The 12,970-nt window shown below is 49.0% G+C and carries 11 protein-coding genes; 2 read left to right on the top strand and 9 right to left on the bottom strand.

Annotation, left to right across the window (positions count from 1 at the left end):
• Positions 1-55: 55 nt before the first annotated feature.
• Positions 56-2,395, bottom strand: coding sequence for a glycosyltransferase 61 family protein (locus tag AC27IB_RS03465; protein ID WP_487118943.1), 2,340 nt, complete (start codon positions 2,393-2,395; stop codon positions 56-58).
• A gap of 224 nt (positions 2,396-2,619) precedes the next feature.
• Here AC27IB_RS03465 and AC27IB_RS03460 point away from each other — a divergent pair, with 224 nt between their 5' ends.
• Entirely contained in the window at positions 2,620-3,147 is a 528-nt protein-coding gene (locus AC27IB_RS03460; protein ID WP_487118941.1) for an NADPH-dependent FMN reductase, read from the top strand.
• Between the two features lie 216 nt (positions 3,148-3,363).
• Here the strand turns inward: AC27IB_RS03460 and AC27IB_RS03455 are convergent, their stop codons facing one another.
• Positions 3,364-3,594, bottom strand: a complete 231-nt coding sequence (locus tag AC27IB_RS03455; protein WP_487119009.1) for a cupin domain-containing protein — start codon at positions 3,592-3,594, stop codon at positions 3,364-3,366.
• 557 nt (positions 3,595-4,151) lie between these two features.
• Positions 4,152-4,994, bottom strand: a complete 843-nt coding sequence (locus AC27IB_RS03450) for a helix-turn-helix domain-containing protein (protein WP_487118939.1) — start codon at positions 4,992-4,994, stop codon at positions 4,152-4,154.
• A 90-nt stretch (positions 4,995-5,084) separates the two neighbouring features.
• Between AC27IB_RS03450 and AC27IB_RS03445 the strand changes: the two genes are divergently transcribed.
• On the top strand, positions 5,085-5,462 hold the full coding sequence (locus AC27IB_RS03445) for a DUF3224 domain-containing protein (protein ID WP_487118937.1): 378 nt from the start codon (positions 5,085-5,087) through the stop codon (positions 5,460-5,462).
• Positions 5,463-5,546: 84 nt separating this feature from the next.
• On the opposite strand, the gene groL is transcribed toward AC27IB_RS03445, so the two are convergent.
• From groL to AC27IB_RS03415, 6 genes are all read right to left on the bottom strand, one after another.
• Entirely contained in the window at positions 5,547-7,193 is a 1,647-nt protein-coding gene (gene groL, locus AC27IB_RS03440) for a chaperonin GroEL (protein WP_487118935.1), read from the bottom strand.
• A 33-nt stretch (positions 7,194-7,226) separates the two neighbouring features.
• Positions 7,227-7,517, bottom strand: coding sequence for a co-chaperone GroES (locus AC27IB_RS03435; protein WP_070175315.1), 291 nt, complete (start codon positions 7,515-7,517; stop codon positions 7,227-7,229).
• A gap of 227 nt (positions 7,518-7,744) precedes the next feature.
• Positions 7,745-8,923 (bottom strand): pectinesterase family protein, encoded by a 1,179-nt coding sequence (locus AC27IB_RS03430; RefSeq protein ID WP_487118933.1) that lies wholly within the window; start codon positions 8,921-8,923, stop codon positions 7,745-7,747.
• On the bottom strand, positions 8,913-10,277 hold the full coding sequence (locus tag AC27IB_RS03425) for a glycoside hydrolase family 28 protein (RefSeq protein ID WP_487119007.1): 1,365 nt from the start codon (positions 10,275-10,277) through the stop codon (positions 8,913-8,915). Before AC27IB_RS03425 ends, AC27IB_RS03430 begins: the two co-directional genes overlap by 11 nt.
• A 62-nt stretch (positions 10,278-10,339) precedes the next feature.
• Positions 10,340-11,314: an alpha/beta fold hydrolase gene (locus AC27IB_RS03420; RefSeq protein ID WP_487118931.1), complete on the bottom strand. Its 975-nt coding sequence runs from the start codon at positions 11,312-11,314 to the stop codon at positions 10,340-10,342.
• The gene (locus AC27IB_RS03415; protein WP_487118929.1) at positions 11,314-12,969 is read right to left on the bottom strand and encodes a glycoside hydrolase family 43 protein; all 1,656 of its coding nucleotides are present in this window, start codon (positions 12,967-12,969) and stop codon (positions 11,314-11,316) included. Before AC27IB_RS03415 ends, AC27IB_RS03420 begins: the two co-directional genes overlap by 1 nt.
• Position 12,970: the final 1 nt, after the last annotated feature.

Raw genomic sequence — 12,970 nt, 5'->3', positions numbered from 1 at the left:
GAACGGATCATCAACGGCGGCCCCTCACAAATATCCAAACTATGTTTATCGGTAATCAATCAGCGGGCCAGTTTTCTGCTATGCCCCCTGTGTATGGAGGCTCTAACTCTTTCACCTTTTCAATAAATTCATCCGGTATCTGCTTTAAATCATCGTTTGACCGAAGCGTTTCAACATATGCGTTGAAGTAACTATCAATATCCTGTCGAACCGTTGCCAGGAATTCATCAGTATCAAAGCCGTTAAGGGCAAGCTGCTGTGTCAGGTGCTCTTTAAACGCCGAAGCGTGCAGAACAGATAATGCACTACCGTGGGCAGCACTTTTATAACCTTTTACAACAAACAAGGACGGCAATACCTTTAACGCTCCGAAGAAATTAACATTCTTACAGCGGGCTTCAAGTATCGGGCTAAACAGTTGGTCGGAATTGCTCCTGCGCTGCAGCACCGTTATCCGGGCGTTCATTTCGCCAAGTAATTCCATTACGTGTAAAGCGGCTCCCTCGGCAAGCACGATTTCTGCGGCACTTTTGTAATAGCGAAACTGTTCATACAGTGAGTGTTTCTCTGGCCGGAAGATGGTGTAACCTTGCCGGGCAAAAAACTGTTCTACATACCGCTCTCCGGCAAAGCTGCCCCGCATTAAAAATGGCGTTCGACTCACATAGAGTTTTGCGGGCAGGTGCTTATCAGGCAGCACGCCGGCCCGGCGCTCACAATGCAGTAAAAACTGACGATAATCCGCAGAAACTTTTCGGTGGCTACGGAACAGGCTTTGTTGCGGCGCAACCCACAAACTTTCAACCCGCTGGGGCTTATTAATTAATTCGACCCGCGATTTGTCTACTCCCAGATAATCGAGAATTTCATAAAAATGAGGCGGTAATAACGGTGTGGCTAATAGGCGAAAACGGCGGCGCAGTTGAGGTAAAAAAACAACCTTACTGATATTCGCCTGCTGCTCAGCTCCTGGCAGCCCCGCCAGGCGGTGAACCGACTCAGCGATAAAATGGCCAAAGTTACTGAAAACTGGCCCGCCATAGTAATAATGGCCCTTTTTGCAGCGGCTAATTTCTGGCTGGCCGGCGATTACTTCAGTATTGGTCGCGCGCACTGGTGCCGTTTGCTGTAAGTTGATTTGTTGATACCGAAACTGATGAGCAAACTCCGGCAGCGCTTGTGCCCGCACACCACCACGGATCCTAGCCGGCGTCGAGCCGGATAGTTGCGGAATAATGTCAGCATTGCTGACCTTTACTGCGTTATTAAGCGATGCCGGGGGTTGCAGCGTCGATTTGCGCGTCGAGGCATTCAATTTTTGTCTGACTTCGCCCAGCATACGCGTACAGAATAACGGTAATGCCGCTAACCAACGTGCACCACGGCTCAACTCAAACAGGTTCTTCAACGACGCATCGTCATCCGCCTGTTCCGCTGAATCGACTATTACACTTAGTGCCCTGAAAAGCATGGGCTTATCCTGTCGTAACTGACAGACTAATCCGGCAATATCCGACTCATGCACACCCTGCTGATACCAGGGCAATGCAGCAACGTTATTGAGGGCTTCATTAACCAGTTGCCAGTCCTGTTGTGGCAGTAACTGCTGAAATTTAGCAGTGACATTGGCAAGCTGCTGTTTATAAGCTGCCAGAGTTTCATCGTCCAGCAAACGATAACGGCCTGCGCCGGCACTGGCCGCCTGTAAATAAGCATCCAGCTCTGCTTGTAAAGCGCTAATCGGAAACTGGTTAAGCCAGCGTTTGAGTTCGAGCGCGGCGAAACTGTAAGATACGTTCACCGACTTATCACTCACTGAAAGTTCATCCCGCAGACCTAACACGCCAAGGACGTCGGTAATGACATTGCCTTTTTCACCATGATTTTTATAAGCGAAGCAATGGAGCTGACGAGCCTCAAGTTGGTTGGCTGTTTTTAAAATGCTCTCCCATTGGCCAAGGTTGAGGCGCTTACCCGGCGCAAAAGGCTTTTGATTGCCATGACGTTTTACCGACTGGTTGTAGATTGACAGCTGAAACTCTACCGGGTTTCGCAGAAAGCAGATAATTTCAGCATCGGGCACAGCCTGAATAATGTCATCCATAATTCTGAAAAACGATTCGGAGCTTAACAGCAGTATGTGAGCTTCAGGGTTGTTCTCAAAGGCGTTGAGAACATTGGATAGTTTTTGATGATCCAACGCCAGACGGCCCTCTGGATCCGGAGCGCAAATTTCTCTGGCATTACCCGAGCTAATGCCGTTTTCGTCCACAGAGTGCGCGGGATATAACACTCCCGACGCCATCAGTTGCTGGCGATGCTGATGAAGAAACTGTTGGATCGCCGAACTACCGGTTTTTGGCGGGCCCACATGAAAGATAACACGCTTATTCAAACTACTGCTCTGTCCCTGGAAAACGGCGCCATATTAGCACACAAAGCGGCCGCCTCGCATAACGGAAATCAGATTTTGTACCTTCGCTTTTAACTGACAAGCATTTGTCTATTTTGTAAACATCATTCTGAAAAATCGAATATCTGTGGGGTTTTAATCTGATGGATGTGCCTTTCGGGCTCCATTATCATTACTACAATGACTAAATTAGCAAGGGGCAAATTATGAAAATTGTAGCTTATGGAGCAAGTACCAGTTCAACCTCAATCAACAAGGCACTGGCTACTTATACTGCCGGTCTGGTTGACGGCGCAGAAGTTAAAGTGTTGGACATCAATGATTATGATGTGCCTATGTTCAGCGAAGATCTGGAAAAAGAAATTGGCCAGGCTGAAGGTGCGCAGGGCTTCTTAAACGATCTGGCCGACGCTGATGCATTTGTTATCTCGTATGCCGAGCATAATGGCCATTATCCGGCGGCATATAAAAACCTGTTTGACTGGGCAACGCGTATCGACCGCGAATTGTTCAAGCAAAAGCCGGCGGTTTATCTGGCTACCTCTCCGGGCCCAAGTGGCGCGAAATCAGTGTTAGCCGCAGCTGAAGCTTCTGCGCCTTTCTACGCCGCTAGCGTAAAAGCAACCGTTTCCGTCCCTGGCTTTTATGACAAATTTGATATGGATGCAGGTAAAGTTACCGACGATGCATTGATCACGGAACTAAAAGCAGCTGTAGCTAAGCTGTCTGAGTAGTAACTGGAGTACAAGTGTAAAGGTGCTCAATAACAAGCTAATACCAGTCACTTAAGGTGACTGGTATTAGTCGATACGCACCTTTTTATATCAAGTACAGCTCACAAGAGGCTTAATTTTAACTATCAAATCGGCATGACACCGTGAGACTGATTTTCGCTGTTTTATGCCAGTTGAGCCTGACGCTCAATGAGTAACGTTTGCGGGAAACATTTACTAATTCGTCAGGTCAACTTCAATAAACACTACCGGTACATCGCCCACATTACGCATTGCATGACTAGCTTTATAGATTTGATAGTATTCACCTGCACGATAAACTATCGGTTCTGGCTTACCTTCGATGTAAACCGTTAATTCACCTTGCAACATGTAAGCGACCGCAGGCCGATTGGCATGACTGTGCATGGGTAAACTCCCCCCGGGCTGCAAAGTTGCTTCCCGCATACGAAGGTTTCGCCATTGACTGCTATCAAAACCAGAACCTAAATCAACAGTTTCCAATCCCTTAGGGCTTGTTCCCACTCGTTCAGTTGGAATTGTATGGGTCTCTGCCATTGCACAGCCACTCAACAATGAAACAACGCCAGCCAGCCAGCCAACATTTCGACGATACTTTCTTCATTCCTCTACCCAGTCAGTCAACAAAAAATCAACATTATTAATCTTCATCTTTAACAATAAACCCGTTTCGTTGCAGTTAAAAACGACGAAACATCAAAGTATGATGACGACTAGAAAGGAAATTCAATACCACCTACTGAATTACCTTTTATTAGACACTGACTATCGGTAACACTACGCTGTAAAAAACGTTTAGAGGTTTTTCTGCAGAGTCAATTTAGGTAGCAAACTTACGGTAAACGATACGCAGCGGCCCGATTTTTTTCATCTTGTAATTACCGGGATTGTTAGCTTTCCACTTTTCAAAACCATATCAAGGATCTGACGTTTGGAGACCTCGGTTCCTCAAGTATCTCAGTCAATGCCAACTGTATTGACGTTCATCGCTGTTGACTTTCGCTGCTTATAGAGACTATCTCTCTTGTCAGGTACTGCGCTGGTGACATCCCAATCATATCTTTGAAATCTCTGATCAGGTGCGACTGATCAGCATATTCAAGCTGAGTGGCCAGCTCAATCATGGTCAGTTTGTTTATTTCAAGCTCTGCAAGTGCTTCTCGCAAGCGGTGTTTACGCAACAGCCATTTTGGCGACAGTCCAATATATTGATTAAATAATCGCTGTAACGTCCTTACCGAAATGTCAGCGCGCTGCGCCAGTTGCGCAACGGTATAAATCTCACTGCTATTTTTTATGCATTCCAGCAGCCTTGCTACCTGCGTTTGTTGTGCCGTAACCGGCTCTACAAAGCGGCCTAAGAACTTGTTTAATGTCGATACAATCCTTTCGTCAGTCAGGGCCTCAGCACCCACTGCAAAAATGTCAGTCACGTCTGACCCGAAATATTTGCTGGCAGAGAGTTCCTTATCGACATAATCGCTTGATGGACTTTCTAACAACACGTTGAGTGAACCAGGGTTAAATTTAACGCCAATCACAAAACCACTGGCAACCATCGGATATTGATACACTTTGCTCACCGGCCCAATAAGTCTTACCCCCTGGCGATCGAACGTTAAGTGAAAGTTAGGATCAGGCAAATTCCTTTGAATATGCTCCCGACCGTTTTTCAGTTGCCAGTTTACTAACCAGTACTGTTCAACAAGGTTCACCAGTCGAGTATCAGGCACATAACGGCGCAAGCGGTAGTGTTTTTGACTGTCGCTATGGTGCATAACGCCTGATGCGCGATGATGACTGTACTGCAAATCAATGGCTCTCACAAAAGCTTGGCTGACGTGTTTTTACAATACCAGAGGCACCGGTAATGGTAACCTGCAAAATCAAACAGGATATATAACAAAGAGGTTTACATGACATTACGAGGCATGTTTTCGATAACCGACTGGCAAGAGACTTCTGAAAAAACCTTTGAGCAGGGCAGTAAACTCAATATAGCAAAAGTAAGACAGCACTATACCGGTGAACTAACCGGAACCAGCGAGGTTTTTTATCACATGCATTATGATGCTGCCGGTAATGCTAGTTTCAGTGGTTTTGAATACATTGACGGCGTAATTGATAATCAGGCATGTCGATTGGTGATAAGTCACACTGGCTCATTTCAACAAGGTATTGCATCCAGCCACTTTACCATTATTGAGTGCGATACGACTAAAGCGCTAGAGGGACAAACCGGGTATTTTACTTCTGGCGAAGGCGGCAAAGCTGATTATGTTATTGGCGAATAGTTAACAGCCTGAGTATGTGGCCTAAAAACCAGAAAGGCACTCCGAAGAGTGCCTTTCTTAATAAGCGATTAGCTTATGGATGGCTTACATCATGCCGCCCATGCCGCCCATTCCGCCCATGCCGCCCATATCAGGCATTGCAGGCGCGTCGTCTTTAGGCATTTCAGCAATCATAGCTTCAGTAGTAATCATCAGTGAAGCGATTGATGAAGCAAACTGCAGCGCAGAACGAGTTACTTTAGTTGGGTCAAGGATACCCATTTCCAGCATGTCGCCGTAAGTGTCGTTGCCCGCATTGTAACCGTAGTTACCAGAACCGTTCTTAATCTCGTTAACAACCACTGACGCTTCTGCACCAGAGTTGATAGAGATTTGACGCAGTGGCGCTTCCATCGCGCGCAGAGCCAGCTTGATACCGTGAGTCTGGTCTTCGTTGTCGCCAGTCAGGTCAGCCAGTTTAGCGGCCGCACGAACCAGAGCAACACCACCACCAGGTACTACGCCTTCTTCAACCGCAGCGCGAGTTGCATGCAACGCATCTTCTACACGGTCTTTCTTCTCTTTCATTTCTACTTCAGTGGCTGCGCCAACTTTGATTACTGCTACACCGCCAGACAGTTTAGCCAGACGCTCTTGCAGTTTTTCTTTGTCGTAGTCAGAAGTAGAGTCTGCTACCTGACCACGGATTTGGTCACAACGTGCAGAAATAGCAGCTTCTTCGCCAGCACCGTCTACCACGGTAGTGTTGTCTTTGTTGATAACAACACGCTTAGCAGTACCTAAGTCTTCCAGCTGAACTTTTTCCAGCTCCAGACCAATCTCTTCAGAGATAACCGTACCGCCAGTCAGAATAGCGATGTCTTGCAGCATCGCTTTACGACGGTCACCGAAACCAGGTGCTTTAACAGCCGCTACTTTAACGATACCGCGCATGTTGTTAACAACCAGAGTGGCCAGCGCTTCGCCTTCTACATCTTCAGCGATGATAAGCAGAGGCTTGCCGCCTTTTGCTACCGCTTCCAGCGTAGGCAGTAATTCACGGATGTTAGAGATTTTCTTATCTACTAACAGGATGTAAGGGCTGTCCAGTTCAACGGCACCGCTTTCCTGATTGTTGATGAAGTATGGAGACAGGTAACCACGGTCGAATTGCATACCTTCAACCACGTCCAGCTCGTTTTGCAGAGCCTGACCTTCTTCAACGGTGATAACACCTTCTTTACCCACTTTTTCCATTGCTTGTGCAATGATGTCGCCAACTTCTGAATCAGAGTTTGCAGAGATAGTACCTACCTGAGCAATGGCTTTGCTGTCTGCACAGTCAGTAGACAGCGCTTTCAGTTCTTCAACTGCTGCCAGTACCGCTTTGTCGATACCGCGCTTCAGGTCCATCGGGTTCATACCCGCTGCAACTGATTTTAAGCCTTCAGTAACAATAGACTGAGCCAGTACGGTAGCAGTAGTAGTACCGTCACCCGCTTCGTCGTTTGCTTTAGACGCCACTTCTTTAACCATCTGTGCGCCCATGTTCTCGAACTTGTCTTCCAGCTCGATTTCTTTGGCTACAGATACACCATCTTTAGTGATGGTAGGCGCGCCGAACGACTTGTCTAAAACAACGTTACGACCTTTAGGACCTAAGGTTACTTTTACTGCGTTGGCCAGAACGTTAACGCCTTTCAGCATTTTTGTGCGGGCGTCATCACCAAAACGTACTTCTTTAGCTGCCATGATTAATTCCTCTTAATTCGGTTAAAACGGTTCTTATTCTACGATTGCCAGAATGTCGCTTTCGCTCATGATCAGTACTTCCTGATCGTCCAGCTTCTCGGTTTTTACGCCGTAACCGTCGTTGAAAATAACGGTGTCACCGACTTTTACGTCTAATGCTTTCACTTCGCCATTCTCCAGAATGCGACCGTTGCCCACAGCGATAACTTCACCGCGAGTCGATTTTTCTGCCGCAGAACCGGTCAATACGATACCGCCAGCAGATTTGCTTTCTTGCTCTGCGCGCTTGACGATAACGCGATCGTGTAAAGGACGAATTGCCATTTTCAAATCTCCTGAATAATTCAACTATTCAATTTAAGTGTTGTTGGGATGCATGATTGTTCATGCAGCCTTTACCTAATTGGCCTGTAAGGGCCGTAAAATCTTGTCTGCGTGGATAAATGGGGGAGTACCCGGATAAACTCAAGGGCTATGTTAAAAAAAAAGTGAAATTTTTTTCAGATATTACAGATTAAGAAGGGGAAGGGCGATTGCCTGGCTGGCAATCGCTAGTCAATAAGCGCCTGGTAACGACTCAACGGCAACAATGATGGTTGCCAGTTGCCCAGAATGAGGTGCTTTTCATAGTCCGCCAGCTTGCTGAGGCTGATCTGCGGGCGGGCATCACTGATAACCGCACCGGGTCCATAGCTTCCGGACTCGCTAAACCGGGCATCAGCAATGGGATCAAACCGTTTGCGACTGCCGTCTTTTGCCGTACCGCCCATCGAACCCCAGCCAACATCCGCAATATGAGCGTCCATAAAAGTCTCGATAAACGTCGACTTGCCTACCGCGAAAGGATTCGCATAGCGGCCATCGGCAAAGGTGGTAGTGGGATGCCAGGGGCGCCCTAACGGAACCGAGTTATCCGGCACATCCAGCTCACGCAACAAACGGCAGTTAATAAAGGTAAACCCGTAATCCTGGTCGAGCAGTGTACTGGGTGCCGTCAGGTAGCCGGTATAGGTCATCGGATGCGCCCTGGGGCGAGAGACAATGTCTACTGATTCAAATAAAGCGTTACCGTTGCCAAAAATGAAGTCCACATGGCCGCGAATTTCACTGTCGGTAACGTAAGTTCTCCCTCCCTGCACATACAGAGTATCCTGATACCCGAGCAGCGCAACACGTTGCAATACCGTTCGATCGGCATTCTCGGCAATCTTAAGCGCGACGGCCTGGGTACCTCGTACTTTATCCGGATGGCCCTTGGGCAATCTGTCATCCGCCGGGTAATCGTAAGTATTTTCAATGGTCAAATCGAACAGACTCACATCCGTTGCCACCACCTCCACCACAGCGGTGCGAAATGTTCCCCAGGTTTCTTCACTGCCCGGCTCAACCGACTGCCCTGCATAGCGGTTGAAAGTGATCCGGGTATTAGCCTGACCACTGCCAATCAGGCGAATACCCGCCTGCCCAATCACTACCCGTTCATGATAGGTACCGGGCGCAATAAAAATTGTCCAGCCAGCTACGCCCTTCGGCGCGGCATCTACCGCCGCCTGAATAGTGGAGTAGGTTACTATTTCAGGTCCATCGGCAACCATATTCCCCGGACTCGTGTTGCTAACCCGTGCGTTCACCGCGAAGTCAGTCTGCTGCTGAGTGTCAGTACCAGCGCACCCGCAGCTCAGCAGGATAGCCAGCGCTATGATCACGCCTTTGCATAAATCAAATCGCATAGGGCTTGCCATTCACCGTTATATTTTGCTGAGTAACGTCTGCAACGTTTTCAATCACCGACGGCTTATCGACTGATTCGAAGGTAATGTTTTTTAACGTCACTCCGGTAATCGGCGTATGTGGATAACCACGCATCATAAACGCCCGTTTGGCTTCCACTACGTGTAGGTTATCAATGGTTATGGCTTCCAGTTTAGGCATAAACTGACCCACATCCCCTTCCTCGTAATAGAAGTTAATCACAATGGCATCCTTCACCTTACCTATGCGCAGATAGCGGTAATTCAGGTTTTGCAGGTGACCACCGCGAATAGAGTTAGTTTTTATGCGGATGCCACGGTCAAGGTCCGGACTGCTCATTTCGCAATGCTGGGCATACAAGTTGCGCACCCCACCAGAAATTTCACTGCCAATCACCACACCACCATGACCGGCCGCCATTTTGCACTCATTGATCAGGATGTTTTCACAAGGCGTTGCCACCCGCCGGCCATCGCCGTTACGACCGGATTTGATCGCAATGCAGTCATCGCCGGTGTTAAACAGGCAATCTTCAATCAGCACATCTTTACAACTTTCCGGGTCGCAACCATCGGAGTTAGGACCGTGACTGTCGCAATGCACTGCCCGCACCGTCACATTTTCACATAGCACCGGATTAACCAGCCAGAAGGGCGAGTTTTTAATGGTAACGCCTTCAATCAGCACATTTTTACAACGATACGGCTGGATAAACGGTGGGCGCAGGTAATTTTCCTCGAATACCCGTTCGCTTACCGGCACATTGTCTTCGCCCATCTGGCGCAGCACATCGCGAGTGAATTTCTGGTTTTCCACCGGATCGTCGCCCCACTTCGCTGCTTTCCACTTACCTTTCCAGGGCCACCAGTGCTGCGGACTGCCGCCACCTTCCAGGGTACCTTTGCCGGTAACGGCCACATTAGTTTGTTCAAACGCATAAATCAGCGGCGAATAGCCCATCAGCTCTGTGCCTTCCCAGCGGGTAAACACATAAGGCTTATACAGTTCAGGATCGGGAATAAAGTGCAGTGTGGCACCTTCTTCAATATGCAAATTGATATTCGACAACAGGTGGACAGGCCCGGTGTAAAACTCACCCGGTGGCACCACTACCTTACCGCCGCCGGCAGCAGCAACCTGCTCAATGGCCTGTTTAATTTGCGGGCCGACATTGTGCCCTTTACCTAGCTTGGCACCAAATTCGGCAATGCTCAGCGTGGTGTCGGGAAAGCTGGGGGGCACTATCCGGGAGCGGATGGCCTTAGCCTGATCGCTCCAGGCAAAGGCTCCGTCAGACTGCACAGCGCCTGTACAACCACTTAAACTTACCATGCCAGCGGCAGCTGAGCCCTGACCAACCAGTTTTAACAGATTTCTGCGGGTTAAAGACAATGTCACTGCTGTTCTCCTTGTTTTTGAACTCGCTGTAAAAAGGTATCAATCCATTGCGCGGTTTTACTTAAATAAGGTTCAAATAACCAAAAGGTATGAATGGTTTTATCCAGCTCAATGTACTGATGAATAATATGATGCTTTTTCAGGTAGGCGGTTATTTCGGCATGGCCAGCAGTAAACCTTGGCTGGCCGCTGCTGATGATAAGCGTTGGGGGTGACTGCCGATGCAGAGAGTGCGTTGCCGAAGCCTCTGCCCAAATCTGTGGCAGCTCCTCATAGGTGCCGCCCAACCATAACGCCGCAGCCGAGTTATGCTGCTTTTTATTTTCAAACTGCAGGGCCAGCTCCGTGGTGAAGTCGAGCACGCCGTCCAGGTCTATCACGGCGTTAACCGTAGTATTTTGTGCCGGCTGTGAATGATATTTTCCGCTTTGCGCTGCATGCCCGGCCAGAGCAGCCATCTGACCACCGGAAGAGCCACCACCAATGGCAATTTTGTCCGGGTTAATCGAGAAGTCTTCAGCCCGTTCCCGTAACCAGCTGATAGCATCATTAATATCTATCATACCCGCCGGATAGGGCGCTTCAACGGACAGTCGGTATTCCGGCGTCATCACCACATAGCCACGCTGGGCCAGCAAATGCGCCAGAGGATAAAAGTGTGATTTATTCCCGGAGCGCCAGCCGCCGCCGTGCACCAACACGATTGCCTGACCGTTTTGATTTTCTACCGACGGATAAAAGACATCCGCATGAAGGTCGCGTCTGGCCAGGCGCTTATAAGGTCTTTCAAAGGCAATGCTCTGACCTGCCCTGAAGGTCTGCAGGGGCCATTCAAGTTCAGGATGTTCAGGCTTGTAACGGGCGTAGCGCTCCCCCGGAGAATAACTGTCATCGACGATGATATCCTTACCTACCAGTGAGCCTGACAAAAGCAGACTCAATACCATTGCAATAAGCCGCTGATACTTCACTACCAAACCTCTCTGAGCATAGGGAGAAAGCGGACATAGTTATAACGCGCTTCGGTGCCGGGCTCACCCACGGCAAAGACCCCGGTTTTCGCCCCCACCCATCGTCCCCGACGGGCCTTAAATTGTTCGCCAACAACGGTATAGACATCGCCGTCGTGGTAACGATAAGCAAATACCGCCGTAGCATCAGAGGCCAGAATGTACCTGAGCTCTATACTCTCATGCTCTACTTCACCGTAGTCGTGAACGCTCTCGTTACACCCTTTACGGGCACCACGGCATTGCACGTAGACCAGATGCGGTGCGTTATTAATGGTTTTGATGCCAATCCAGGCGTAATCTTCGCCAAACAGCAGTAAGCCGGTTTCAATATCCGCTTTTGCTGTGGGTACCATCAGTTTGCTGCGAACCTGAAATGTCTGTGCCGGCAGTTTTTGCAGCATCAGATTAGGTGTCATCCATAAGTTATTTCCGGTGTCCGGTACTTTCGGCATGGCCTTCAGAATAAGCTGGCCTTCATTAACTTTCAGCCAGTGTGGTTTGAAGTTGCCATTCCACTGCCACTGAAGACCCACCTTTTTATCGGTAAATTCATCGTTGGTTGGCTGCTGCATGATGCGGCCAGGCGCTGTGCTAACCGGTTTACGATAGGTATAAACCGGCTCACCGATACCATCGCCATCGCTGTCCTTACCAATCACCGGCCAGTTATTCACCCAGGTTACCGGCTGTAAATGAACGATACGACCATAAGCCTTGCGGGATTGAAAGTGAATAAACCAGTCTTCGCCGCTACGGGTGTTCACCCAACTTCCCTGATGCGGGCCGTTTATTAACGTATTGCCCTGGGCCATCACCGTTTTATGTTCATAAGGGCCGAAAATATTCCGCGCCCGAAATACTGTTTGCCAGCCTGTTTCCACGCCGCCTGCCGGTGCGAAAATGTAGTAATAGCCATTGCGCTGATAAAACTTTGGCCCCTCAAGGGTTCGGTATCCCGGTAGCTGATGGCCATCCACAATGGTTGTGTACTCCGGGTTTACCCAGGACGTGTCAGGCGCCATTTCATGCAGGCTCAGTAGGTTGTTGAATCCGGCCCGGCTTTTCGCCCAGGCGTGTAACAAATAAGCCTTACCGTTTGCGTCCCACAGCGGCGTTGGGTCGATTATGCCTTTGCCCGGCAGAATAAGCCGTGGTTCACTCCAGGTGCCGGCCGGATCCTCGGCCGTCACAACATAAATACCAAAATCCGGATCGGGATAAAAAATCCAGTACTTGCCGTTATGATGGCGAAAGTTGGGGGCCCATACGCCATTGCCGTGCTGAGGCTTATCGTAATGGGCTTCGGGTACTTGTTGAGGCAGGGCATAGTTGATCAGTGTCCAGTTAACTAAATCCGTTGAATGCAGCACCGGTAACCCCGGCGAAGCATTAAAACTCGACGCCGTCATATAATAGTTACCGTCTACTGCCACCACATCCGGATCGGAATAATCAATATGCAGTATAGGGTTTTTATAAAAACCATTGCCCAGGTCGCTGATGTGCAACCGGTTATCGTCGCTTTGCAGCGACGTAGCATTTTGCTGCCCGCTGCACCCTGCAAGAATACACAGGGGCAGCGTAAGTGCACAGAGCCGGGCAATAGTGCGCATT

This window comes from Alteromonas sp. 4NH20-0104, assembly GCF_057547795.1.
This window is presented reverse-complemented; position numbering and strand designations above follow the sequence as displayed.